The 23423-nt window shown below is 72.1% G+C and carries 19 protein-coding genes and 3 tRNA genes; 9 read left to right on the top strand and 13 right to left on the bottom strand.

Annotated elements, in window-relative coordinates; genetic code table 11:
• Window positions 1-5: 5 nt before the first annotated feature.
• The 7 genes from FNV62_RS43210 to FNV62_RS43180 all read right to left on the bottom strand — a co-directional run bounded on the left by FNV62_RS43210 (window position 6) and on the right by FNV62_RS43180 (window position 6646).
• Window positions 6-3374 carry a hypothetical protein gene (locus FNV62_RS43210; RefSeq protein ID WP_144316064.1) on the bottom strand — a complete coding sequence of 1123 codons (3369 nt, stop codon included), beginning with the start codon at window positions 3372-3374 and terminating at the stop codon, window positions 6-8.
• A 96-nt stretch (window positions 3375-3470) separates the two neighbouring features.
• Window positions 3471-3547, bottom strand: a tRNA-Trp gene (locus FNV62_RS43205).
• Window positions 3536-4759, bottom strand: a complete 1224-nt coding sequence (locus tag FNV62_RS43200; protein WP_144316063.1) for a ribonuclease inhibitor — start codon at window positions 4757-4759, stop codon at window positions 3536-3538. Before FNV62_RS43200 ends, FNV62_RS43205 begins: the two co-directional genes overlap by 12 nt.
• A complete protein-coding gene (locus tag FNV62_RS43195) occupies window positions 4753-6090 on the bottom strand; it encodes an SDR family NAD(P)-dependent oxidoreductase (protein WP_144316062.1) in 1338 nt (445 codons plus the stop codon). The genes FNV62_RS43200 and FNV62_RS43195 overlap by 7 nt, the downstream gene beginning before the upstream one ends.
• Before the next feature lie 28 nt (window positions 6091-6118).
• A tRNA-Glu gene (locus FNV62_RS43190) sits at window positions 6119-6190 on the bottom strand.
• Between the two features lie 40 nt (window positions 6191-6230).
• Window positions 6231-6302 (bottom strand) — tRNA-Ala (locus tag FNV62_RS43185).
• 95 nt (window positions 6303-6397) lie between these two features.
• Window positions 6398-6646 carry a WhiB family transcriptional regulator gene (locus FNV62_RS43180; RefSeq protein ID WP_177324188.1) on the bottom strand — a complete coding sequence of 83 codons (249 nt, stop codon included), beginning with the start codon at window positions 6644-6646 and terminating at the stop codon, window positions 6398-6400.
• Between the two features lie 233 nt (window positions 6647-6879).
• Here FNV62_RS43180 and FNV62_RS43175 point away from each other — a divergent pair, with 233 nt between their 5' ends.
• Window positions 6880-7671 (top strand): VOC family protein, encoded by a 792-nt coding sequence (locus FNV62_RS43175; RefSeq protein WP_143603722.1) that lies wholly within the window; start codon window positions 6880-6882, stop codon window positions 7669-7671.
• Between the two features lie 192 nt (window positions 7672-7863).
• On the top strand, window positions 7864-8529 hold the full coding sequence (locus FNV62_RS43170; RefSeq protein WP_144316563.1) for a TetR/AcrR family transcriptional regulator: 666 nt from the start codon (window positions 7864-7866) through the stop codon (window positions 8527-8529).
• A gap of 62 nt (window positions 8530-8591) precedes the next feature.
• Here FNV62_RS43170 and FNV62_RS43165 read toward each other — a convergent pair whose 3' ends face one another.
• Window positions 8592-9629, bottom strand: coding sequence for a LacI family DNA-binding transcriptional regulator (locus tag FNV62_RS43165; protein WP_054228071.1), 1038 nt, complete (start codon window positions 9627-9629; stop codon window positions 8592-8594).
• A gap of 156 nt (window positions 9630-9785) precedes the next feature.
• Window positions 9786-10802, bottom strand: a complete 1017-nt coding sequence (gene ligD, locus FNV62_RS43160; RefSeq protein ID WP_060897322.1) for a non-homologous end-joining DNA ligase — start codon at window positions 10800-10802, stop codon at window positions 9786-9788.
• A 141-nt stretch (window positions 10803-10943) separates the two neighbouring features.
• On the opposite strand from ligD, the gene FNV62_RS43155 reads away from it, so the two are divergent.
• From FNV62_RS43155 to FNV62_RS43140, 4 genes are all read left to right on the top strand, one after another.
• The gene (locus tag FNV62_RS43155) at window positions 10944-11273 is read left to right on the top strand and encodes a hypothetical protein (RefSeq protein WP_144316061.1); all 330 of its coding nucleotides are present in this window, start codon (window positions 10944-10946) and stop codon (window positions 11271-11273) included.
• Between the two features lie 157 nt (window positions 11274-11430).
• The gene (locus tag FNV62_RS43150; RefSeq protein WP_144316060.1) at window positions 11431-12411 is read left to right on the top strand and encodes a threonine/serine dehydratase; all 981 of its coding nucleotides are present in this window, start codon (window positions 11431-11433) and stop codon (window positions 12409-12411) included.
• A gap of 1127 nt (window positions 12412-13538) precedes the next feature.
• On the top strand, window positions 13539-14609 hold the full coding sequence (locus FNV62_RS43145) for an ATP-dependent DNA ligase (protein ID WP_060897319.1): 1071 nt from the start codon (window positions 13539-13541) through the stop codon (window positions 14607-14609).
• A gap of 155 nt (window positions 14610-14764) precedes the next feature.
• Window positions 14765-15760: a DUF3048 domain-containing protein gene (locus FNV62_RS43140; protein ID WP_240363704.1), complete on the top strand. Its 996-nt coding sequence runs from the start codon at window positions 14765-14767 to the stop codon at window positions 15758-15760.
• An 83-nt stretch (window positions 15761-15843) separates the two neighbouring features.
• Here the strand turns inward: FNV62_RS43140 and FNV62_RS43135 are convergent, their stop codons facing one another.
• The 4 genes from FNV62_RS43135 to FNV62_RS43120 form a co-directional block, all read right to left on the bottom strand.
• A complete protein-coding gene (locus tag FNV62_RS43135) occupies window positions 15844-17082 on the bottom strand; it encodes a DUF2201 family putative metallopeptidase (protein WP_144316059.1) in 1239 nt (412 codons plus the stop codon).
• On the bottom strand, window positions 17079-18338 hold the full coding sequence (locus FNV62_RS43130; protein WP_144316058.1) for an AAA family ATPase: 1260 nt from the start codon (window positions 18336-18338) through the stop codon (window positions 17079-17081). Before FNV62_RS43130 ends, FNV62_RS43135 begins: the two co-directional genes overlap by 4 nt.
• A 168-nt stretch (window positions 18339-18506) precedes the next feature.
• Window positions 18507-19994 carry a hypothetical protein gene (locus FNV62_RS43125; protein ID WP_144316057.1) on the bottom strand — a complete coding sequence of 496 codons (1488 nt, stop codon included), beginning with the start codon at window positions 19992-19994 and terminating at the stop codon, window positions 18507-18509.
• Window positions 19995-20083: 89 nt separating this feature from the next.
• On the bottom strand, window positions 20084-20587 hold the full coding sequence (locus tag FNV62_RS43120) for a MarR family winged helix-turn-helix transcriptional regulator (RefSeq protein WP_143656295.1): 504 nt from the start codon (window positions 20585-20587) through the stop codon (window positions 20084-20086).
• 221 nt (window positions 20588-20808) lie between these two features.
• On the opposite strand from FNV62_RS43120, the gene FNV62_RS43115 reads away from it, so the two are divergent.
• The 3 genes from FNV62_RS43115 to FNV62_RS43105 are packed head-to-tail and all read left to right on the top strand — an operon-like array spanning window position 20809 to window position 23422.
• Window positions 20809-21564 (top strand): CoA transferase subunit A, encoded by a 756-nt coding sequence (locus tag FNV62_RS43115; RefSeq protein ID WP_097287254.1) that lies wholly within the window; start codon window positions 20809-20811, stop codon window positions 21562-21564.
• Window positions 21564-22223 carry a CoA transferase subunit B gene (locus FNV62_RS43110; RefSeq protein ID WP_144316056.1) on the top strand — a complete coding sequence of 220 codons (660 nt, stop codon included), beginning with the start codon at window positions 21564-21566 and terminating at the stop codon, window positions 22221-22223. Before FNV62_RS43115 ends, FNV62_RS43110 begins: the two co-directional genes overlap by 1 nt.
• The gene (locus FNV62_RS43105) at window positions 22220-23422 is read left to right on the top strand and encodes a thiolase family protein (protein WP_144316055.1); all 1203 of its coding nucleotides are present in this window, start codon (window positions 22220-22222) and stop codon (window positions 23420-23422) included. The genes FNV62_RS43110 and FNV62_RS43105 overlap by 4 nt, the downstream gene beginning before the upstream one ends.
• Window position 23423: the final 1 nt, after the last annotated feature.

The raw sequence follows: 23423 nt of genomic DNA, 5'->3' as shown, positions 1-23423 counted from the left end.
CCGCCTCACTCGTACGCCGTCACCTGGTCCAGCGCCGCGTCCCGCACGTCGGCCACCGGGTGGCGGCGCAGTGCTCTCAGCCGCTCCCGCCAGGGGGCGGCCCAGCCCGTGCGGGCGCCGATCGCCCCGGTGACGGCCGCCGCGAGCAGCCCCTCGCCGTGTCCGCCGTGCGCGCCCAGCCGCCGCACCACCTCCAGCAGGACGTCGGGATCCCCCTCCTGCGCCTGCCGTCGCAGTCGCTCCCCGAACTCCCGGGCCGTCCGTGCGGCCAGCGCCGGACGTCCCTCGGTGAGGGCGGCCAGGCGCTCCAGGTCCCCCGGGTCCCCGTCCAGGTCCAGGTGGAACGCCGTGATCGCGGCCGCCTGCGGTACGAAGGCGTCGTACCCGGCGAGCAGCTCGCCGGCGGCGAGGGCCGCGGGACGGATGGGTCCCGGGGCCGTCCTGGCCTGCTGGGCGAGGCGCACGACAAGGTGGTCGACGCGCCGCCTGGCCGGTCGGTCGCGCCGCTCGTCGGCATCGGCGCGGCCGATCTCCTCCGTCGCCGCGGCCGTCTCCGCCTCCGCCAACGCCCGCAGCGCCTGTTGAAGGCCCCGGCCGCCGCGTGGTGAGCCCGCGGCCGCGGTCACCAGACCATTGGCCGCCGCGCGCCAGCTGATGCGCCCCGTCAGATCGGTGACGGCGTCGGCGAGGACCCTCGGCGACTCGGGGGACCAGGGCGCCCAGCGGGCCAGGGCGTCGAAGGCCAGGGTGGCGGTCTCGGGATCGTCGGTGGACGACACCTCGCGGACCAGTCCGGCGTACCGCTCGCGGTGGGGCTCGGGCAGGTCCAACGGGGTGACCCGCAGGATCGCGGTGCGCAGCACCGGCTCGGCGCCCGCGGCATCCCGCAGCAGTCCCCAGACCTGTTCCTCGGCGAGCAGGCCGCCAGCGAAGGCCACGATGGCGGCGCGGACGTCGACGTGGGTGCCCGGCGCCTCGTACGCCTCGGTCAGCAGCGCGGCCGCCCGTGGCATCGGGAGCCGTACGGCGGCGAGCCGGGCGGCCTCCTTGCGGCTGGTCACCTTGGCGCGCGGCGCGAAGAGCACCGTGCGCAGCTGCGCGGCAAGGAGCGAGGGCGCCGCGTACCGGGAGGCCTGCGTGGCCGCGTAGACGGCGACCCGCGCCCGCTCGCCGTCCGCGTGCGCCAGGAGTTCGGGCAGCGCGTCGGCGGGCCGGTCCGTACGGGCGAGTGCGGCGAGCGCCGCCTCGGCGAGCAGCACGTCCGGGGAACCGGTCCAGTGGCGTACGAGATCGGTGCCGCTGCCCGGGACGAGGGCGTGCTGCGCGACGGCGGCGGCCCGCTCGAAGAGCGGCAGCGCGGCGTCCTCGGCCCGGTCCGCCAACTGTCGTGCCACCGCGCGCTGTTGGCGTGGCACCCAGCGCCGTATGTCGCGGCTCACCGGTACGGTCCAGGGGGTGCCCTTGGTCAGAAAGCGGCCGTACGGAGGGGTCTCGGCGAGCAGCGGGTCGAGCAGGTCGGTGCGGCGCCGGGTGACGATGCCCAGGACCGGCCACAGCGCGCCCGCGGACGGTTCGAACGCGAGGACGCGGGCCACCCGCTCGTCGCGGGTCGCGGGCGGCTCGAGCCACAGTTCGACCGCGTGGCGCAGGGTCGCGTCATTGCCGTACCGGATGGCCTGCCAGAGGAGTTCCTGCAGTTCGGGCATGCCGGCGGCGCGCCGCCCGACCGCGCGGGCGAGCGTGAAGGCGAGGCTGTAGTCGGCCTTTTCGGCGCCCGCCTCGATCCAGGGGCGCAGGGCCTCGTACACCTGGTGCTCCTGGCCGCGCCGCAGGGTCGTGTCGAGACGGCCGAGGTCGGCGCCACCGGTGTTGCCGGAGATCCGGACCAGGGTGCGCAGGGCCCAGTTCACCAGCTCGCGCCGGCCGCCCGCCGCGTGCTCGCGCAGGACGGACAGGGCGAGGTCGCTGAGGTTGTGCCGGGTGGCGGGCGAGGAGTCGCGGGCCTCGACGGCGTCCGCGGTGATGCGGTCGAGGTGCGGCTCGGCGTCCTCGGTGAACAGCGCGGGCCGCACCCTGGACAGCGCGTCGAGCGCGGCCGAGCGCACCGGGTCCTGTTCGTTGCGCAGCCGGCCCATCTCCTCCAGGACGGAGGTGACGGCCGCGTGGTCGCCGGAGCGGGCGGCGTTGCGGATGAGCAACGGCCATGCCTCGGCGCGGTCTTCGGCGGCCGGGCGGCGGGTGGCCTCGACGAGCCGTTCGCGTGCTTCCTCGACGGGGAGGAAGGACTCGGCGAGCAGCAGGGAGCTCCAGTGGGCGCCGTGCTCGCGTGCGACGGCCGCCATGCGTCGGGCCTCTTCGGCGACACAGCTGCGTGGCAGCACCGCGAGGATGATCGCGTCGATGGTGCCGTGTCCGGCGCCTCGGCCTTCCTGCGCGGCCCGGTAGAAGGCGTGGCGTCGCGCCGGCGGCAGCGCCTTCACGAGCGGCGCGAGATCACCCCAGTCGGCCAAGGCCCTGCTGAACGCCGGGAGTTCGGGCGCGTCGGAACGGGCCAGCCTGCGCAGCACGGCGGGGCTCAGGGACCGGTAGCGGCGCGCGGCGAATCCGGTGGGGGTGAGCAGCAGCCGCAGCAGCCGGCTCGGGTCGGCCGCCGCGAACCGCGGGAAGTGGTCGTGCAGCGGGAGGGGGAGGGTGGCGGGCCCGAAGCGTTCGAGAAGGTCGAGCACGCGCAGGGGCTGCGTCGCGACCGTGGCGGCCACGCCCGGGGTGTACCGGCCCCACCAGGTGTCCCGCAGGGCCTCGGGGAGCGCCGCCAGCTCGCTTTCGGCGACGTCGAGGAGGGTGCCGGGATGCCGCTTGGCGAGGGTCTTCCAGCCGGTGACGGCGTGGAAGAGTTCGGGCAGCAGCCGGGCGACCGTCTCCGGCGCGCAGCCCGGCAGCAGACGGGCCGCCTCCGCGTCGCCCCAGTCCCGCCGCAGCCCCGGCAGCAGCCGGTCGGCCAGTGCCGTGCGCCGTCCCGCGACGATCGCGCGCAACAGCTCCCTGCGGACCGCCTCCGGGGCGTCGTCGAGCGCCGACTCGTAGGCGGAGTCGGGCACTTGGAGGCTGTCCGCGACCCGGAGGGCATGTCCGCGCACGAAGGTGTCCGGGTCGGCGATGCGGTCCGCGATCCACTCGGCGTCGCGGCCGACGGCGGCCGCGACGACGGCGATCCCCCGTTCGTACGGTCCGCGGGATTCGAGTTCTTCCAGTACCGGCCGCAGCGGGGTCCGCTCCTTCACCCGCAGGGCGAGTTCGCGCATGCGCTGGGGGAAGGGCAGCGGGTCGAGGGCGTTGAGCAGACTTTCGGCGTGCCGCTGCGGGGTGCGATCCATGCGGGGATTGTGCCTGCTGAAGCGCGCGCGGCGTACGGGTTTCCCGGTGCACGGCGGTGGGCCGGGGCCATCGCCGGAAACCCTGTGGGGAAGGGGGGCGGGGCGGCTGGATTCGAACCAGCGTGTTCCGGTTTTGGAGACCAGGTGCGCCTGCCTCTGCGCTACGGCCCCGCCCTTGAGTCCGAGCGTAGCGGCGCCACGCGGTGGACGCTGCGTACGGCGGCGACGTCGGCCGGGACCGACGGCATCGGGAGGTGCGCGCTGAGCGCGTCCAGGCGCCGCTTCACACTGGTCGCGATGGACTGCCCCAGCACGAACCGGGTCGCGGTCGCGGCGCGCGGGGCGGTGTCGAGGAGACGGTGGGCCTCGCGGCTGCGCATGCCGGTGTGCGCGAGGACGAGGTGGGTGAGGCGGTGTTCGGCGCTCGCGAGGGTGTGCGCGATGTCGGTGGCCGCCGCGAGGTCGAGGCGGTTGTCTGCGGCGCCGAGCACCGCGGCCGCCCGCACCCGGCCGAGGTCGAGCAGGGTGACCCCCGCCGCGGTCGCCGCCGCCACCAGCCGGGCGGCGGCGCTCGGCCCGATGCCGTTGCTGGCGACGGAGAGCCGGGTGAGCCGTCCGTGCGGTGCCCGCGCCAGCGCGTCGGCGAGGCGCAGCGCCCCCGCGTCGCCCAACTCTGCCGCGGATACGTAGAGTTCGTCGACCGCGCCCTCGGCGATGAGCGCGGCCAGCGGCACCGCGCCCGCCGCGCCGAGCGGATTGCCGCCCACGAACAGCCGCTCGATGCGGCGGCCGTTCTCCGTCGCGGTGAGGAGGGCGTCGACGAGGACGACGGCGCCCGTCGCGTCGAGCCCGGTCTGCACGAGGTCCAGCGTGCGCAACGACTTTGCGGCCTCGACGAGTTCGGCCGCGGCCCGCCCTCCCCCGCTGCCCAGCGGGTTGCGTTTGAGCCAGACGCCCGTGACGACCCGCGGCGAGGCGCGCAGGTTGTCGGCGATGCGGCAGGCGCCGCCCGCGGTGATCCCGTTGCAGCCGAGGTACAGCGTCTCGACCTCGGCACGCGCGGCGACCGCGACCGCGCCCTCGTCGCCGAGCCCGTCGGTGCCGAGCAGCAAATGCCGTACGGGAGAGGGCCTGTCCGAGACGCCGGACATCTCGGAGAGGGCTTCGGCGACCAGCGCCGCGCCCCGCGCTCCGAGTCCCTGCTTGCACAGGTCGAGGCGTCCGTCGGGCAGCGCCGTACCGGCCGTGAAGTCCAGCCGCTCGCCGGCCGGACGGCCGTCGCGCAACCAGTCGAGCAGCGGGGCGAGTTCGGTCAGAGGGCGCGGTACGACCGCCGGTACGCCCGCGAACCGCGGGTCCGGCTTGCGCTGCGGCCCGGTCACCATTCCGCCTCCCGGTAGTCCTTGAGGAACACCCCGGACACGGGTGCGCCCGACTCGCCCCGCACGATCGGGTCGTACACCCGCGCCGCTCCGTCCACGATGTCGAGGGGGGTGCGGAACCCCGCGCCCGCCATCCGCTCCTTCTTGGGAGCGGGGTTCTCGTCGGTGATCCAGCCGGTGTCGACGGCGCACATGTGCACGCCCTGTTCGGCGAGTTCGGCGGCGCTGGTGCGCGTGAGCATGTTGAGGGCGGCCTTGGCCATGTTGGTGTGCGGATGGCCGGCCATCTTGTTGCGTACGGCGAAGCGGCCCTCGACGGCGGTCACGTTGACGACATATCGCCGCGGGTGGGGCGAGGCGAGCAGCAGGGGCAGCAGTCGGTCGCAGAGCAGTGCCGGGGCGAGCGCGTTGACCAACTGGGTCTCCAGGACCTCGGCCGGGTCGAGTGCGCCCAGCCGGGCCGACCAGGAGTTCTCCGGGGAGGGGTCGGGCAGCAGCCCTGCCTCGTCGGCCTCCCGCAGCGCCGCGGGGAGCGCCGCGGGGCCACCACCGGCCAGCGCCCGCATCGGTGTGAACCCCGGTGCCTCCCGGGCCCCTTCGGGCAGTCCGGCGCGCTCCCCGGCGGCCAGCAGCGCGTACGAGGCGGCGGGCCGCCGTACCGTCTGCGCGGCGTTGTTGACCAGGATGTCGAGGGGCTCGCCCTCCTGCCTCAACTGCTCGCAGATCCCCAGCACCTGGCGCGGATCACGGAGATCCACCGCCAGCACCGTCAGCCGGTCCAGCCATTTCGCGCTGCCCGGTTCGGCGCGGAAGCGACGCATGGTGTCGTGCGGAAAGCGGCTGGTGACGAGGAGTTCGGCGCCGTCGCGCAGCATCATCAGGGCCAGCTGGAAGCCGATCTTGACCCGGCTTCCGGTGAGCAGCGCTCGACGGCCGCTCAGGTCGGTGGTGAGCGCACGCCGGGCGGTGTTGTCGGCGGCGCAGTCCGGGCACAGCCGGTGGTAGAAGGCGTCGACCTGTCGATAGGGCGTCTTGCAGACATAGCAGGAGCGGGGCTTCACGAAGACGCCGCCGCCGCCGGGACGGGCGAGCGGTGCGTCCTCCCGCCGGTCGAGCGCTCCCGTCGCGGTCGCGGCCATCACGGCCGCGTCGGCGGCGGAGAGTTCGGCGCCGCGCACCTTGCGCCTGCGCACCCGCCCGTCTCTCGCGAAGGACGCGGCGACCTGTTCGGCGCGCAGCCTCACCGGGTCGTCGACGGGCAGTGCCCGCAGCTTGCCGACCGTACGGTGGAACGCCGCCAGTTCGTCCTGTGTGATCGCGCCGCCGTCACCCATCTGTCCCCGCCCCGCGTGTGCGCCGCCGTGGTCCTGACCGGATTCGAACCGGCGTATCCGCCTTGAGAGGGCGGCGAGTCTGCCTCTGCTCTACAGGACCCCGCTGTCCCCGGCCGCGAGGTCCACCCGGCCGGACGCAGCCCGGACGACCGGATTCGAACCGGCGTATCCGCCTTGCCAAGGCGGCGAGTCTGCCTCTGCTCTACGCCCGGGTGCGCCACGCCGATCCTAGCCAGCGCCACCGGATCGCCCCACCGAATTACGACGGGGCCCGGCGTCGCAGGGGCCGGTTTCGGCGTCGTCGGGGTCAGTTCTGGTCCGCTCGCCGGAGGCTGAGCCGTTCCTTCTCGGACAGGCCGCCCCAGACGCCGAAGCGTTCGTCGTTGTTCAGCGCGTACTCGAGGCAGGCGGAGCGCATCTCGCACATCCCGCAGATGCGCTTTGCCTCACGCACCGAGCTGCCCGGCTCGGGAAAGAAGAAGTCGGCCCCGGTCTGCGCGCACAACGCCTGCTCCTGCCAGGCGGAGTCGGCCGGGGTCATGGTGTCGGTGTGCATGACGAGGATCGTGCCGCGCGGCGAAAAACGTTCGATCAACGTGGGATCAACGCCTTGTTCCGAGATACCAGGCGGCTCGCCGCAAAGTATGAAAACAAAACAAACACAACCGATCACCCAGGGTAATCATCATGGTCTCTCCTGCCCGCGGCGGGAGTCCTGGCCGCGATTGTCAGTGGGCGGTGCCAGACTCGGCGGTACAGGCAACGGGACCCTTCAGAGGAGGGCACAACATGCTCACCACCCGCTTTGTCACGGGCGCTCCGAACTGGCTCGACGTCGGCACCCCCGACATCGAAGGCGCCTCATCCTTCTATGGCGGCCTCTTCGGCTGGCAGTTCCAGTCGGCAGGGCCCGACGCCGGCGGCTACGGTTTCTTCCAGCTCGCCGGAAAGACCGCCGCGGGCGGCATGCAGACCACCGAGGAACAAGGACCGCCCTCCTGGACGGTGTACTTCCAGACTCCCGACGCGCAGGCCACGGCCAAGGCGGTCGAGCAGGCCGGGGGCAGTGTGATCGTCCAGCCCATGGATGTCATGGGCCAGGGCCACATGGCGATTCTCGGGGACGAGGCGGGTGTGCCCTTCGGCATCTGGCAACCGGCCCTGACCAAGGGCATCGACGTGGCGGGTGACCCGGGTTCGCTGTGCTGGGTCGAGCTCTACACCCCGGACGAGCCGGCGGCCGCCGCGTTCTACAACTCCGTGTTCGGCTGGGAGACCTCGGCCGCTGCGTTCCCCGGCGGCACGTACACCTGTATCAACCCGGCCGGGGCGGAGGAGTCGGACATGTTCGGCGGCGTCGTCCCGCTGGCCGACGACCCGACTGAGGCCCAGTCGGGCGCGTACTGGCTGCCGTACTTCGAGGTCACCGACACGGACGCCACCGTGAGCAAGGCCCAGGAGCTGGGCGGCACGGTCCGCATGCCCGCCACGGACCTGGAGGGCGTCGGCCGCATGGCGAAGCTCGCCGACCCGTACGGGGCGCGCTTCGCGGTCATCAAGAGCGCGACACGAGAGGGCTGAGCGTACGAGCGAGGCCGGTGGGACTCCTGACACGCGCGTCCCACCGGCCCCCTCTTCAGTCCTGCCCCGCCCGGGAATTCAGTTCTGCCCCGCCCCGCTCCGTCCGGAAAACGGGGATCACTCCCCAGTTCTCGATTCGACGCTACCATCAGTTCCGGGGAGTACTCCCCGGAACTTCCGAGAGGCGACATGATGAAGGTCGACGTGAACGGGCCCGATCCGGTGCGGCGGCGCGACGCACGGCGCAACCGAGAGCTGCTGGTCGAGGCGGCTCGCGAGGTGTTCGCCGCGCAGGGCCTGGACGCGCCGCTCGATGTGATCGCACGCCGGGCCGGTGTCGGAAACGCCACGCTGTACCGGCACTTCCCCAGCCGCGCCGCGCTGGTCGACGCGGTCTTCCGCGACTCGCTCTCGCAGACCATGGACGCCGGAGACCGGGCCCGGATCGCCGAGGACGCCTGGGCGGGTCTGCTGGGATACGTCGAAGAGGTCTTCGAGGGCCTCGCCGCCGACCGCGGTGCCAACGATCTGATGACCACCCATCTGGCGGGCGTCCGCTCCCTCGACTCCGTGCACGCCCACAACCGGGAGACGGTGGAGGTGCTGCTGCGCCGCGGCCGCGAACAGGGCACGGTCCGCGACGATCTCACCACCGAGGACCTCCTCGTCGCGCTGGCCGTACTCGGCCGCGCCGTCCCGGCCCTCACGAGCACCGCCCCGGACGCCTGGCGCCGTCCCCTCGCCCTCCTCCTCGACGGACTGCGCGCCTCCCCCACCGCCGCCCCGCTACCCGAGCCGTCGCTCACCCCGCCCCAACTCGGCACGTTCCTCGGCAACTTGGGGCCGCACCGGGACTGAAGGAAGCAGACGGAAGCGAACGGAGGCGAACCGGAGCGGGCGGACGCACCACGGGGACGGTCCTACGCGGAAACCCGCCGCACCAACGTCGTCGGCAGCACCACGCCGGCCGGGCCATCGTCCGCCCCCTGCTTGCCCGCCCGGCGATCGAGGTCCCGCAGCAGCAGTCGGGCCATCAACCGGCCCATTTCCTCTATGTCCTGACGGACCGTCGTGAGCGGTGGGTCCGTCTGTTCGGCGACCGGCAGCATGTCGTCGAACCCGATCACCGCGACGTCGTCCGGCACCCGCCGCCCCCGCTCGCGCAGCACCCGCAGGGCTCCCGAGGCCGTCAGGTCGTTCGCCGCGAACACCGCGTCGACATCCGGGCAGCGCTCCAGCAACTCCCGCATCGCACGTTCGCCGCCCGCGGGCGTGAAGTCGCCCTCGACGACGAGGCCCGGATCGGCGTCGCCCATGACGTCCCGGAAGCCGTCGAGCCGGTCGACGGCGGAGGTCTGGTCGAGGGCGCCGGTGATGTGCGCGACGCGGGTGCGGCCGAGTCCGACGAGATGGCGTACGGCCTCGCGGGCGCCGCCCCGGTTGTCGCTGTCGACGTAGACGGCCCGCCGCGCGCCGTCGCCCCAGCCGGGTCGCCCACCGAACACGGTCGGCACGCCCGCGCCGTGGATCAGCTCCGGCAGCGGGTCGTCGAGGTGCAGGGAGAAGACGAGCGCGCCGTCGACATGGCCGCCGGCGAGATACCGGCCGACACGCGCGTGGTCGTCGCGGCCCTCGGTGAGCAGCAGGACGAGCTGCGAGTCGTGCGCGGTCAGCTCCTTGCTGATGCCGCGGAGCTGGAGGGCGAAGAAGGGGTCGGCGAAGACCCTTGTCTCCGGTTCGGCGATGACGACGGCGACGGCGTCGTGGCGCCGGGTGACCAGGCTTCGGGCGGCCTGGTTGGGGACGTAACCGAGCTCCTCGACGGCCCGCCTTACCCGCTCGACGAGCGGTTCGCGCACTCCGTCACCGCCGTTGACGACACGCGAGGCGGTGGCCCGTGAGACCCCGGCTCGCGCGGCCACGGCCTCCAGCGTGGGGCGCGACGCTGTCTCGGTCACCTCAGGGCTCCTCCTCGGCGGTTGCCAAGAAGGATAGCCCTGGGCAGCACGCGTTGAGAGCGCTCCCCTGACGACGTCCACCGCGGCACCGCGGGACTGCCTACCGACGTCCACCGCGCCGCCGCGGGACCGCCGACTTGATCCGCCGGACAGGCCCTAGCCGTCCTCGCGCTTGGCTCGGCTCGGTTGTACCCGTTTGGGCTCGCCCGGCATCTTCGGGTACTCCGGGGGATACGGCAGGTCCCCGAGACCGTGGTCGTGTTCGTCGCGGCTGGCCAGCTCCAGGAGCGCTTCGAGGGAGAAGGCGTGGTCGTCCATGTCGGCGTGCACATCGCCGAGTTCGGCGAAGCGCTTGGGCATGGTCGCCAGGTCGAAGTCCCGAGGACGCGCTTCGGCCACCTCGTCCCAGCGCAGGGGCGCGGAGACGGGGGCGTGCGGGCGGGGCCGTACCGAATAGGCGGAGGCGATCGTGCGGTCCCGCGCGGTCTGGTTGTAGTCGACGAAGATCTTCTCGCCGCGTTCCTCCTTCCACCAGGCGGTGGTCACCTGGTCGGGCATCCGGCGTTCGAGTTCGCGCCCGGCGGCGATCGCGGCCCGGCGGACCTGGGTGAAGGTCCAGCGCGGCGCGATCGGGACGAAGACATGCAGCCCTCGGCCGCCGGACGTCTTGGGCCAGCCGCGCAGATCGCCGTACTCGTGCAGGACCTCGCGCAGCTCATGGGCGGCGCGCACGGCGTCGTCGTAGTCCGTGCCGGGCTGTGGGTCGAGGTCGATGCGGAGCTCGTCGGGGTGGTCGACGTCGTCGCGGCGCACCGGCCACGGGTGGAAGGTGAGGGTGCCGTACTGCGCGGCCCACACCACGGCCGCGACCTCGGTGGGGCACATCTCGTCGGCGGTGCGCCCGCTGGGGAAGGTGATGTGCGCGGTCGGGATCCACTCGGGCATGTTCTTGGGCGCCCGCTTCTGGAAGAAGCTCTCGCCCGTGACGCCCTCCGGGTACCGCTCCAGGGTGGTGGGGCGGTTGCGCAGGGCACGCAGGATGCCCTCGCCGACGGACAGGTAGTACTGGGCGAGGTCCAGCTTCGTGAAGCCGCGCTCCGGGAAGAAGATCCTGCCCGGGCTGGACAGACGTACGGTCCTCCCGGCTGCGTCGAGTTCCACCGCATCGGCCATGCGAGCCACGGTAGGCCCAGCCCGCACAGCTCGCACACCGGGCGAAAGGCGTCGTGTCGCCGCAGAATCGAAACGCTCCTCATCCAGCCTTACAACAAGGTCGCGGACCTCAAGGGGTCGAAGGGCGTCTCCGACCCGTGGGTGAAGTCGCACGAGGCGACGATCAAGCACCTGGAGGCGTACGCGAAACGCGAGGACGAGGCGCTCCGCGGCCTCGCGGCAACGCGGGACTCCGCCGCGACGAAGCTCAAGGCGGCGCAGAAGAACCTCGCCGCATACTGCACCAAAGCCGCGTACGCGAGCGACAACCCTGGATACAACGCTGACGCCTCACCCGCAGCGCCTCTCAAGAAGGTGCAGCTCGCGGTTGGTCGCCTGCTGAGGTCGTCCGTGATCGAGACCGACACGGTGGCCGCGGGGCCTGCCACGTACTGTCCTGCCGACGCTGTGGCTGATCAGGCACGGCCGTGAGAGACAGGGGGCGCGTGAGCCCGTGCACGACTGCAACGACCAAGGGGCCCCGTCGAACACCCCGAGGAACCCGTCGCAGCGTGACGCACCTCAACCGACCTGCGACTCCCGACAGTCGCTCATGGGCCCAGCGCCGGTGGCGCTACGCTGCTGTGCCGTGCAGGAGACGCGTCTCGACACTGCCCGGATCCGTGCGGCCCGCCGGGTGATCGACCCGGTCTTTCTCGACACTCCGCTGTACCGCTGCGAGGCGCTGGAGCCCGGCCTCGGGTGCACGGTGAGCATCAAGCTCGAAACGGCGAACCCGGTCCGCAGCTTCAAGGCCCGCGGCACCGAGGTAGTCGCGAGCCTGCTGGCCGACCATGCCTCGCGGGCCGTGGTGTGTGCGAGTGCGGGCAACCTCGGCCAAGCCCTCGCGTGGTCCGGTCGCGGCCGGGGGCTCGACGTCACCGTCGTGGCATCCCGCTTCGCGACCCGGGCCAAGCTTGATCGCATCCGCGCATTGGGTGCCGGGTTGGAGCTGGTGGACGGCGACCACGAGCTGGCTCGCGAGCGGGCGGCGGCCATCGCACGGTACGACGGCATCCGGCTGGTCGAAGACAGCCTGGACATCGAGACCTGCGAGGGCGCGGCGACCATCGGCCTGGAACTGGTGGGCACCGCACCGTCGTTCGACACCGTCCTGATTGCTCTCGGCGGTGGGGCGCTGGCCACCGGCGTGGGTCATGTGGTGAAGGCACTGGCACCCGAAGTCGAGGTGATCTGTGTCCAGCCGCTGGGCGCGCCGGCGATGACACACTCGTGGCGCAGGCGGCGTGTCGTCACCACCGATTCGACCGACACCATCGCTGACGGCGTCGCCGGCCGGCATCCCATCCCGGCCGTCCTGGACGACCTCCTCCTTGTCGCCGACGACGCCGTCCTGGTCCAGGAGGCGTCGATCATCGCCGGTATGCGGATGCTCCTCGACCACGCCGGCCTCGTCGTCGAACCTTCGGCCGCGCTCGGCATCGCGGCGATCCTCGAGGACCGCGACCGCTTCGCCGGCCGACACGTCGTCACCATCGTGTGCGGCAGCAACGTCGACGTAGACGCCTACCACCGCTGGGTCGGCGCGGCTCCCCTCCACGCGTCTTGACAATTGCACTGCGGCGTTCACGGGGATGGGGGGAAGTCGAGGCGGGTGTCGTCGGGGAAGCCGACGGTTGCCGCGACGAGCGGGGCAGCTACGGCGGCTCTCCGTGCGTGCATGACCCCAAGGACGTGCTGTTGCTGAGGGGGCGTCATGCGCGGTGCCGGGGCCGCGTGTACGCGGTGTGGGTGTCACGTGACACGTGGGGGGATGTCCGCCGCGGCGGACGAGGAGGCGCACGCCCTCGGAGGGTGACGCCGACTGCCGGGCGGCCTGCTGGGCGGTGAGGTTGCCGTGGCGGGTGATCTGCGACTCCATGCCCTCCACGATGCGGCAGGGACCCGTTGGGGGAGTCGAGGTGCTGGACGGTACTGCTGACGCTGGCATGCGGCAAGTTGCAAGGTCCATCAGGGTGATTAGAGTAGTAATGACCGCATTTGGCCTATGTGACTGAGGGGTAAGGCCGTGAACGCCAGTCATTGGAAGCGATCCGTCGTCTTGAGCTCGACCCTCATTCTCGCCCTCGCTCCGGTTGGCCTGCAGCAGGCTTCGGCGGCCACGCCGAGCGAGACCCACGCGAGTGCGCCTACAGCCGTTTCAAATCAGAGTGAGTACCGCCGGGGCTACAGGGACGGCTTCCGGGATGGCTATAACGATGCCAGACACGACTGCCACAAGGACCGCGGCGGGTATGGATACGGCCGCTCCAACGGCGACTACTACCGCGGCTACAGCGATGGCTTCGGCGACGGGTTCTCCCGGGCCGAACGGCAGTACTGCCACCACTAAGTGGGTGGAGCTGTGGCGGGCGCCAGAAGACTCTTCCTGGGGGTCCATGGCCGTAGAGACCCCCCTCTTGATCCACTCGCTGGGTAGGGGTGGCCAGGAGAAGGGGGTCTCGTAGCGGGGGTTGTGGAGTCCTCCCCCTCTACCGGGCGTTGAGGAGCTCGGCGGTCATGGCGGCTTCGAGGTCCTCGCGACGGTATCCGGTGAGGTTCTTGCCGCCGCCGGTGACGAGGACGCCGAGACTCACGGTTCTGCTGGCAGGCGGCGACAAAAGTCCAGGCCAGCGGGACCCCGGCGGTCAAACGGCGCAGCGTGCGGACACCATGGACGACTCGTAGAGTCGAAGCATGGATCTGCCGGTGATGCCGCCCGTGAAGCCGATGCTCGCCAAGTCCGTGGCGAAGATCCCGCCGGACATGCAGTACGAGGCGAAGTGGGACGGGTTCCGCGCGATCGTGTTCCGCGACGGCGACGAGGTCGAGCTCGGCAGTCGTACCGGCAAGACGCTGACCAGGTACTTCCCCGAGCTGGTGGCGGCGTTGCGGGAGCGGCTGCCGGAGCGCTGTGTGATGGACGGCGAGATCGTGATCGCCAGGGAGGGCCGGCTCGACTTCGACGCGCTCACCGAGCGCATCCATCCCGCGGACTCCCGGGTGCGGATGCTGGCGGAGAAGACTCCCGCCTCCTTCGTGGCCTTCGACCTGCTGGCACTGGCCGACGAGTCGCTGCTCGACGTGGCCCTCGGCGACCGGCGGGCCCTGCTGACGATGGCGCTGTCCGGGGTGACGGCCCCGGTTCACGTGGCACCGGCGACCACGGACCGCGAGGTGGCGGAGCGGTGGTTCGAGCAGTACGAGGGCGCGGGCCTCGACGGGGTCATCGCCAAACCGCTCAACCTGCGCTACCGGCAGGACGAGCGGGCCATGTTCAAGATCAAGCACGAGCGCACCGCGGACGTCGTCGTCGCGGGGTACCGCCTCCACAAGAGCGGGCCCGTCGTCGGTTCCCTGCTGCTCGGTCTGTACGACGACGGGGGCACCCTCCAGCACGTGGGGGTGAGCGCCGCCTTCCCGATGAAACAGCGGGCACAGCTGGTGGAGGAGCTGGAGCCGCTGCGCATGGAGGACGTCGAGCGGCATCCCTGGGCGGCCTGGTCGCAGGAGTCGGCGCACGAGTCCGCGCGGCTGCCGGGCGCGCCCAGCCGGTGGTCGACGAAGAAGGACTTCTCCTGGGTGCCGCTACGGCCCGAGCGGGTGGCGGAGGTGGCGTACGACCACATGGAGAACGGCGTGCGATTCCGTCACACGGCCCGCTTCCGCCGCTGGCGCCCGGACCGGACCGCGGAGAGCTGCACGTACAGCCAGTTGGACGAGCCCGTCGGGTACGACCTCACGGAGATCCTCGGCCCGCAGAACTGACGCGGTCACCCGCACAACCGACCTGCGGCCCGATCGGTCCAACAAGTGGGCTGATCGGCCCTACTCGGCGCACACGAACAGAAGTGAGCGGGTATGGCCACCGATGAACCCATGAGCGCACAATCGATGGCACGGGACAGGGTGGCACGTTGAGCATGCGACAGATGGCGCGGACGCGGTGCGGCGCGATGACGGCGGCGCTGCTGACCGTCGCCGCGGCGGGCTCTCTGGTGACGGGCTGTTCCTCGGGCAGCAGCGCCACCGACGACGGACGCGCCCCGGCGCCGAGCCGCAGCCAAGGGCAGGAGACGGCGCCGACCCAGAGCCCCTCCAGTACCGCCGGTCCCGTACTCGCCGTGAAGATCGACAATGTGAGCGCGGCACGCCCTCAGACGGGTCTCGACGCGGCGGACGTCGTCTACGCGGAGCAGGTCGAGGGCGGTCTGAGCCGGCTGATGGCCATCTACGCGAGCAAGCTGCCCAGCGCCGTCGGGCCGGTGCGCAGTGCGCGCGAGTCGGACCTGGAGCTGCTGCGCCAGTTCGACAGGCCGACGCTCGCCTTCTCGGGTGCCCAGCACAAGTTGCTGCCGGTCATCGCCAAGGCACCCGTGCATGCGGTGTCGGCCGATGAGGGCTCCAGCGCGTATTACCGCAGTGCCTCCAAGGTGGCCCCCCACAACCTCTTCCTGCACCCGAAGCAGCTCATGCAGTCCGCGCCGGGGGCCGCCGCCCTCACCACCGGGTTCCACTTCGGTGCCGCCCCGGCGGGCGGCAGCCCGGAGACCTCGCGCACGGTGCGCTTCCCCGCGGCCAGCTTCACCTTCGCCTGGTCGGCGAGCAAGCACCGCTGGCTGGTGTCGATGGACGGGACACCGACGGTGACGACGGACGGGAAGCGGGTGTCGCCCGCGACCGTGGTCGTGCAGTACGTGAAGGTGCGCAACTCCAAGTACCACGACTTCCTCGGCAACAACACGCCGTACACGGAGACGGTGGGCTCGGGGACGGCGAAGGTGCTGCGCGACGGCAAGGTCTTCGACGTCGACTGGAAGCGCCCGACCGCCGGCGGCGGCACCGACTTCACGACCGCCGACGGCGCGCCGATGAACTTCGCGAAGGGGCAGGTGTGGGTGGTCTTCGCCAAGGCATGACGACGTAGCCATGGCGACGAAACCGTGACCGCGGCGGGCGACGGGACTTGTCGGGCTCGTCGAGCTTGTCGGGGTCGTCGGGGTTACCCGATGACCACCACCCGTGCCCACGCGGGCGGTGCGTCCGGTGCGTAGTCGGGATCGTCCTCGGCCCCCGACCCGGCTGCCGGCTCCCGGGGGAACAGACCCACCACCGTCCGGCACGGTGGCCGGTCCGGCCACGGGGTCTGCCCGTCCGTCAGGACCACGACGACGTCCGGTCGGGGCCGCGCCCGGAGCGCCTTGGCGAAGCCCGTGCGCAGGTCCGTACCCCCGCCACCCACCAGCGGTACTCCCTCGGCACGGCACAGCGCGTGCGCGATCGGGGCCGCCGCGTCGCAGGGCACCACGGTGACCAGGTCGCGGCGGCCGCCCACGGCACGGGAGATGGCGGTGACCTCGAGGAGCGCGCTGCCCAGTTCGGCGTCACTGACCGACCCGGAGGTGTCGATGACGACGCAGACCCGTGGCGGCCTGCGTCGCAGGCTCGGCAGCACGGCGCCTGGTACCCCGGCCGAGCGCCGCGACGGCCGGCCGTACGTGTAGTCCTCGCCCACGCCGGAGCTGGAGGCCGCCGAGCGGACCGCCGCGCCCAGCAACTCCCGCCAGGGCTGCGGCGGATGGAACGCTTCGTCCGCCCACCGCCGCCACCCGTTCGGGGTGTCTCCCGGACGGGCGGTGATGCCCTGCGCCACCCGGAACCGGACCGCGTCCCGTTCCTGCGGGCTGAGGCCGTGCGCGCCGTCCGGGCCGAGGTCCCACTCCCGTTCGAGTCCGTCGGCGCCGCTTCCGCAGTCCAGCCAGGCCAGGCTCTGGGTGAGCGCCCCGAGGCGGAACTGGCCCAGGTAGTCCTCCATGAGCTGTCCCTCGGGCAGCTTCAAGAACCGTGGCGTGACGGCGCCTTCGGGCCGGAGCAGGCCGTCGCCGAACGCGTCGTCGTTGATCTCGCAGTCCGCGGCGATGTTCATCCGCAGCCGTTCCCCCGGGCCGGTCAGTCCGCGCTCCCGCGCGACCCTGTCCCCGCGCCCGTGGTGGTCGCGCAGGAGGTGCGACACCTCGTGCACCCACACCCCGGCCAGTTCCTCCACCGGGGTCCGGTCCACGAACGTCGGCGAGGCGTAGCAGCGCCAGTGCCGGTCGACGGCCATCGTCGGCACGCGCCGCGACTCCACGGTGTGCAGGGCGAACAGCGCCGTGGCCAGGTAGGGCCGGACCCGGGCGGCGTGCAGCCGGGCGGCGAAGAGCTTGTCGAGGTCCAGTGTCCCCGGTGCGGGCGCGGTCATCGTCCGCCCTTCGCGGCGGCGGTCCGGACCGCCGCCCGGTCCGCCCGCCGGGACAGGGACACCGCGCCGGCAAGCCGCTCGATCGCTGCCGGAACGTCCCAGTCCTCCTGGCGCAGCGAGGCGAGGGTGGTCGCCGGAACGACCACCAGGTCCGGGGCTCCGGTCTCCAGCGCCCGCACCAGGAGCGCCCATGCAGCGTCCCAACGGGACCTCTCCGGACGCCCGCGGACCGCGGCCACCACACCGTCGAGCACGGCTTGGCGGAGGTCCCCCCGCTCGGGCAGGTCGGCACCCGCCGGGTCGGCGAGCAGCGTCTCGGGGTCCGGGAGGTCCATCCGGTCCAGGCTTGCCAGCAGTTCCAGCCCAGGACCGTCTCCCACCGTGCCCCTGACCAGCAGGGAAAGCACCTCCCGGGAGGAGCCGGCCGCGGTGGCGAAGGCGACGAGGCCCAGGGTCATCTCCCAGCTTCGGGGTGACGGCCAGGGGCCGCCCCGGCGCGTTTCGTTGCTGGGCAGCCGGTGCACGAGTCCGGGGCGGGCGGAGAGGAGCCCGCACACCGCGCGGCGGGCGAAGTCCACGGCCTCCGGCAAGCGCTCCGGGTCGAGCCGGGGCAGTGTCGCCCGCGGCCATGTCCCCCCGAGGCCGCGCACCACGACCTCGTGGTCGTGCGTCCACTGAAGATGCACGAACCGGTTGGCCAGCGGCGGGCTCAGCTCCCAGCCGTCGGCAGCCGAGGACCGCGGATTGGCGGCAGCCACGATCCGTACCTCGGGCGGCAGTTGGAGGGCGCCGATCCGCCGCTCCAGGACGAGGCGGAGCAGGGCGGCCTGGACGGCCGGTGGCGCGGTCGACAGCTCGTCCAGGAACAGCAGGCCGCGGCCGGCCCGTACCAGTCGCACCGCCCAGTCCGGCGGGGCCATCGGGACACCCTGCTGCGCGGGGTCGTCGCCGACGATGGGCAGTCCCGAGAAGTCGGACGGCTCGTGCACGCTGGCGATCACGGTGGTCAGCGGAAGGTCCAGCGCCGCGGCCAGCTGGGTCAGGGCCGCGGTCTTGCCGATCCCCGGCTCACCCCACAGGAGCACGGGCAGGTCGGCGGCCACGGCCAGCGTCAGTGCCTCCAGCTGGATGTCAGGGCGCGGTTCGGTGCCGGCGTCACGCAGCAGCGCCAGCAACGCGCCGGCTACGTCGATCTGGGAGGCGGTGGCCGGGTCGGCAGGAGTGTCGGTCGCAACGAACGGTATACATGTGGGCATATTTCATCACCTTTGGTTCGTGGTGGAACGAGTGGGTGGGTGCTTGGTGGGTGCTCAATGGGCGCTTGGTGGGCGCTTGGGCGGGGTGCTCGGTGGGTGTGCTTGGTGGGTGTGCTTGGTGGGTGTGCTTGGCGGCCAGGTGGGCGCAGGGCGACGGAAGTCCCCGGGTCAGCGAGCGGCCGTGTGGCGCGGGTGCGCTCGGTGCCAACGGGGGCGGTCGAGGCCTGGGAGCAGGCGGCCGGATCCGGGGCCGGGGCCGGTCATACCCGCTCTGAACAGGCCGTACGTGATCCGCCGTAGCGCGGCCGCTTCGAGCTCGTCCCGTAGTGGGCCGCTGCGCAGCACCGCGTCCGGACCCAGCAGGCCCTCGACGACGTCCAGCGCACCGGCGGTGTCGCCATGGATCAGGCGTTCGCGGACCCCGGTGAGGCAGTCCGGACGACGGTGCGCCTCGTCGATGGCCCGCAGGCAGGGAAGCGGCGTACCGGTCAGCGCGACCAGCAGTTCCTCCCGGCGGATCTCGGCCGGGTCGTGGTCCAGCGGCGCCAGTACCCCGTCGACCAGGCCGATACGGTGCTGGGCTCCCCGGCAGTCCACGAGGCGCGGCTGCCCGGCCCCGCCCGGTGTCCGGGAGGGACCGGCCGGGCCATGCTCCGGCGCCCGGCAGGAAGCGGTCGGCGAATGATCCGGTACCAGTGCCGAGGCGACCAGCGGATGCAGCCGATCGACCTCGATCGAACCGGTGCGGATCAGTTCCAGGTCGGGCAGCAGCCAGGTGGCCGCGTCGGGCAGGACGGGCAGCGCGGAGACACTGCCGTCCGTGGGCGCCGCCGCGATCCGCACACCCGGCGGCCCGACACCGTCCCTGTCCGCGACCACGTCCAGGACCAGCCGGTCCCGGGCCCCGAGCCGCACGGCGACGGTACCGGCCGTCCGCCCCTGGGCCCGGAGCAGAATCTCCGCCTCGGCCGCCCAGCGATCCACGGCACACCCGCGCTCCCGCGGCACGATTCCCGGCGGATCCGGGTTCTCGGGGCGACCGTCGGCGGGCACCAGGTCGGCCCCGGACCGCACGCGCAGCTCATCGGTCCTGCGCGCGTCCCAAAGATGGCGGTGCAGGTCGAGGCGGAAGCGGCGGCTGGGACGGGGGTGCGGATGCCGGCGGACACCGGCCTCGGAGTGGGATCGGTCGTGAGATCCGACGTGAGATCCGACGCGGGGTCCGACGTGCGGTGCGGCCCACACGGCGAGGCTGATCCGCTGACCGCCGTCCGCCCAGGCCGGTGGAGTCCGCACGACGAGGTGCACCGGACCTACGCCGTCACGCCCTTGGGTGTCGTACCGGGCCAGGGCGATGGTCAGCCCCGGGCGCAGCAACCCGTGCGGGGCGATCCTCGGCATGTGCCAGCGCAGCAGGTCGGGAGCCAGATGGCGGAGATCGGCCCGGACCCGAGCGGCGAGGTCGTGGCCGTAAGTACGCGCCACGGAACGCAGATTGAGATCGACATCGATGCCTGCGGCGGCGCATGCCCCCGCCCAGTCCCCGGCACGGCGGCGGGCGGTCGCAGTCTCGATCATGGCGGGCGGCACGGCGAACTCTCGCACGGGCAGCCAGAAGGAAAGGCGGGAATCCCCATTCGCGGTCTGAGTGAGCATCAGCACTCACCTTGCGCGGACGGGACCCCCATTCTGCCGACAGAGTGAGTCATCATCGCGGGGAGCCTAGCGCTCCTGACCGTGATCTGTCAGATGTTTTCCCCTGGCGTCGCCCGGTGAAGGACCGTCCGGCGTTGCGTGGTGGGGGGTTCCGTCGGGTAGCGCAGCCCCTCTGCGGCGTCCGAGACACGCTGGATGAGGTCGAAGAAGACGGTCTGCTCCTCGGCGGAGAGCGGGGCCAGGAAGACCTGGTTCATACGCGCCGTGCGCACGGTCAGCTTGCGGTGCGTACGCGTCCCCTCGTCGGTGAGGCGCAGCAGGAAGCGGCGGCCGTCCTGTGGATCGCGCACCTTGTCGAGCAGGCCCCGTCGACTGAGCCGGCTGATGACCTCGGCGATGGTCGACCGGTCCAGGCCCACCCGCTCCCCCACCGTGCGCTGATCCAGTCCCGGCTCCGCGATCAGCGCGTTCAGGACCGCGAACTGCGGTGAGGTGATCTCCTCGGAGACCATCGTGTTCCACAGCAGATAGTGGGCCTGCTGGAGTCGCCGGGCGAGGTGCCCGGGGTGGGTGGTGAGGTCCACCGCGGCCATGCGCGCTCCCCCTGGGTGAGTCCGTCATTTCGTTGGTGCACTGAACGATACCGCGCATCACCGGTATGCGTACCAGCACGCTCACGGCCGTACACCCAACGATTTCATGAAACTCTTGACGACACGGGCCGCTGGTGGCAGCGTGAGTGAAACCTCGCAGAAATAATCAGTGCCCTGAGTAATTGAGGGCCTGGACGCTTGGAAGAGATGGGGCTTCACGGATGGACAAGGTGGTCGCCACGGCCCTGGAGGCGGTGGCCGATGTGCCGGACGGCGCGACCCTGGCGGTCGGCGGTTTCGGGCTGAGCGGTGTGCCGAACGTGCTGATCGAGGCGCTGTACGAGCGCGGAGTCGGCGGTCTGGGCGTGGTGTCCAACAACTGCGGGGCGATGGAGTCCGGGCTCGCGGTGCTGCTGTCCGCCGGGCGGATCGCGCGGGTGACCGGCTCCTACATCGGGGCGAACAAGGAGTTCGCGCGGCAGTATCTGGCGGGCGAGCTGGAGGTGGAGATGATCCCCCAGGGCACGCTCGCGGAGCGGTTGCGTGCGGGTGGTGCGGGGATCCCCGCCTTCTACACCCCGGCCGGGGTGGGCACGCAGGTCGCGGACGGCGGGCTGCCCTGGCGCTACGACGGCTCCGGCGGGGTGGCGCTGGCCTCGCCGCCGAAGGAGGTGCGCGAGTTCGACGGCACCGAGTACGTGCTGGAGCGCGGCATCCGCACCGACTTCGCGCTGGTGAGGGCCGCGAAGGGCGACCGGCACGGCAACCTCGTCTTCAGCAGGTCCACCCGGAACTTCAACCCCCTCGCGGCGATGGCGGGCAGGGTGACGATCGCCGAGGTGGAGGAGCTGGTCGAGCCCGGCGGGATCGACCCGGACGCGGTGCATCTGCCGGGGATCTTCGTACAGCGGGTGGTGGCCCTCACTCCCGAGCAGGCCGCCGCGAAGATGATCGAGAAGCGGACGGTGAGCGGCTGATGGCCTGGAGTCGTGAGGAGATGGCGGCCCGTGCGGCACGCGAACTCCAGGACGGGCAGTACGTCAATCTCGGCATCGGGCTGCCGACGCTGATCCCCAACCACCTCCCGGCCGGCGTCGAGGTGATCCTGGAGTCCGAGAACGGGATCCTGGGCACCGGCCCCTACCCCACCGAGGACCAGGTCGACCCGGACCTCATCAACGCCGGCAAGGAGACCGTGACGGTCCTGCCGGGCGCCTCCTTCTTCGACTCGGCGCTGTCCTTCTCGATGATCCGGGGCGGCCACATCGACGTGGCCGTGCTCGGCGCGATGCAGGTCTCCGCGGGCGGCGACCTGGCGAACTGGGCCATCCCCGGGAAAATGATCACCGGGATCGGCGGGGCGATGGACCTCGTCCACGGCGCCCGCACCGTCATCGTCGTCATGACCCACACCGCCAAGGACGGCTCGGCGAAGATCCTTCAGGAGTGCGCGCTGCCGCTCACCGGCAAGGCGTGCGTCAACCGGATCATCACCGACCTCGGCGTCCTCGACGTCACCGACGACGGGCTGATGCTCATCGAGACCGCACCCGGCGTCACGGCCGGAGAGATCGTGGCCAAGACCGCCGCGAAGGTCCGTGTCGCAGCCGAACCCACCGAGGAGACCCAACCGTGAAGGACGTCTACATCGTCGATGCGGTCCGCACCCCCATCGGCAAGTACAACGGAGGCCTCGCGTCCGTCCGCCCGGACGACCTCGCCGCCCACGCCATCCGAGAACTCCTCGCCCGCACCCCGGACCTGGACCCCGCCCGGATCGAGGACGTCTACCTCGGCAACGCCAACGGCGCCGGCGAGGAGAACCGCAACGTCGCCCGCATGGCCGCCCTGCTCGCCGGGCTGCCCACCTCGGTGCCGGGCGTGAGCGTCAACCGGCTGTGCGCCTCCGGACTCGAAGCCGTCATCCAGGCCGCCCGCGCCATCGCCGTCGGCGACGCCCACATCGCCCTGGCCGGCGGCGTGGAGTCCATGACCCGCGCCCCCTACGTCCTGCCCAAGAACGACCGGCCCTTCCCCGCCGGACACACCCAGCTGTACTCCACCACCCTCGGCTGGCGCATGGTCAACCCGAGGATGGACCCCCAGTGGACCATCCCGCTCGGCGAGTCCGCCGAACTCATCGCCGACAAACACAAGATCAGCCGCGAGCAGCAGGACGAATACGCCCTCGCCAGCCACCGCAAAGCCGCGAAGGCCCAGGCCGGGAATCTGTTCGAGCCCGAACTCACCCCCGTGCCGATCCCCCAGCGCAAGGGCGACCCGGTCATCTTCGCCGCCGACGAATCCGTCCGCCCCGACACCTCCCCCACCGCCATGGCCAGGCTCAAACCGTCCTTCCGCACCGAGAACGGCACCGTCACCGCGGGCAACGCCTCCCCCCTCAACGACGGCGCCGCCGCCCTCCTCCTCACCGACGAGGAAGGACTGAAGGCCACCGGCCGCGAACCCCTCGCCCGCATCCGAGCCACCGGCGTCTCCGCGACCGACCCCCAGTACTTCGGACTCGCCCCCGTCGAAGCCGTCACCCGCGCCCTGGCCAAAGCCGGCAAGAACTTCGCCGATCTCGACGTGCTCGAACTGAACGAGGCCTTCGCCGCGCAGGTCCTCGGGTGTGTGGCCGAATGGCCCGAGTTCGACCCCCAGGTCCTCAACCCCCACGGCGGCGCGATCGCCCTCGGCCACCCCCTCGGCGCCTCCGGCGCCCGCCTCGCCGGCACCGTCGCCCACCAACTCGCCCGCAAGGGAACAGGAGTTGGTGTCGCCACCCTCTGCATCGGCGTCGGCCAGGGCCTCGCCCTCGTCCTCGAACGATAGG

Origin of the sequence: Streptomyces sp. RLB3-17, assembly GCF_007113425.2 — a bacterium.
Taxonomy (GTDB): Bacteria; Actinomycetota; Actinomycetes; order Streptomycetales; family Streptomycetaceae; genus Streptomyces; species Streptomyces mirabilis_D.
Note: the sequence above shows the minus strand (reverse complement) of the source record. Positions and strands in the feature narration are given on the sequence as shown.

What these genes read in the sequence shown, in the direction of transcription:
- FNV62_RS43210 (WP_144316064.1), bottom strand. Translation starts at nt 3,374, where the DNA reads ATGGATCGCACCCCGCAGCGGCACGCCGAAAGTCTGCTCAACGCCCTC.
- FNV62_RS43200 (WP_144316063.1), bottom strand. Translation starts at nt 4,759, where the DNA reads ATGGTGACCGGGCCGCAGCGCAAGCCGGACCCGCGGTTCGCGGGCGTA.
- FNV62_RS43195 (WP_144316062.1), bottom strand. Translation starts at nt 6,090, where the DNA reads ATGGGTGACGGCGGCGCGATCACACAGGACGAACTGGCGGCGTTCCAC.
- FNV62_RS43180 (WP_177324188.1), bottom strand. Translation starts at nt 6,646, where the DNA reads ATGCACACCGACACCATGACCCCGGCCGACTCCGCCTGGCAGGAGCAG.
- FNV62_RS43175 (WP_143603722.1), top strand. Translation starts at nt 6,880, where the DNA reads ATGCTCACCACCCGCTTTGTCACGGGCGCTCCGAACTGGCTCGACGTC.
- FNV62_RS43170 (WP_144316563.1), top strand. Translation starts at nt 7,864, where the DNA reads ATGAAGGTCGACGTGAACGGGCCCGATCCGGTGCGGCGGCGCGACGCA.
- ligD (WP_060897322.1), bottom strand. Translation starts at nt 10,802, where the DNA reads ATGGCCGATGCGGTGGAACTCGACGCAGCCGGGAGGACCGTACGTCTG.
- FNV62_RS43145 (WP_060897319.1), top strand. Translation starts at nt 13,539, where the DNA reads ATGGATCTGCCGGTGATGCCGCCCGTGAAGCCGATGCTCGCCAAGTCC.
- FNV62_RS43140 (WP_240363704.1), top strand. Translation starts at nt 14,765, where the DNA reads ATGCGACAGATGGCGCGGACGCGGTGCGGCGCGATGACGGCGGCGCTG.
- FNV62_RS43135 (WP_144316059.1), bottom strand. Translation starts at nt 17,082, where the DNA reads ATGACCGCGCCCGCACCGGGGACACTGGACCTCGACAAGCTCTTCGCC.
- FNV62_RS43130 (WP_144316058.1), bottom strand. Translation starts at nt 18,338, where the DNA reads ATGCCCACATGTATACCGTTCGTTGCGACCGACACTCCTGCCGACCCG.
- FNV62_RS43125 (WP_144316057.1), bottom strand. Translation starts at nt 19,994, where the DNA reads ATGCTCACTCAGACCGCGAATGGGGATTCCCGCCTTTCCTTCTGGCTG.
- FNV62_RS43120 (WP_143656295.1), bottom strand. Translation starts at nt 20,587, where the DNA reads ATGGCCGCGGTGGACCTCACCACCCACCCCGGGCACCTCGCCCGGCGA.
- FNV62_RS43115 (WP_097287254.1), top strand. Translation starts at nt 20,809, where the DNA reads ATGGACAAGGTGGTCGCCACGGCCCTGGAGGCGGTGGCCGATGTGCCG.
- FNV62_RS43110 (WP_144316056.1), top strand. Translation starts at nt 21,564, where the DNA reads ATGGCCTGGAGTCGTGAGGAGATGGCGGCCCGTGCGGCACGCGAACTC.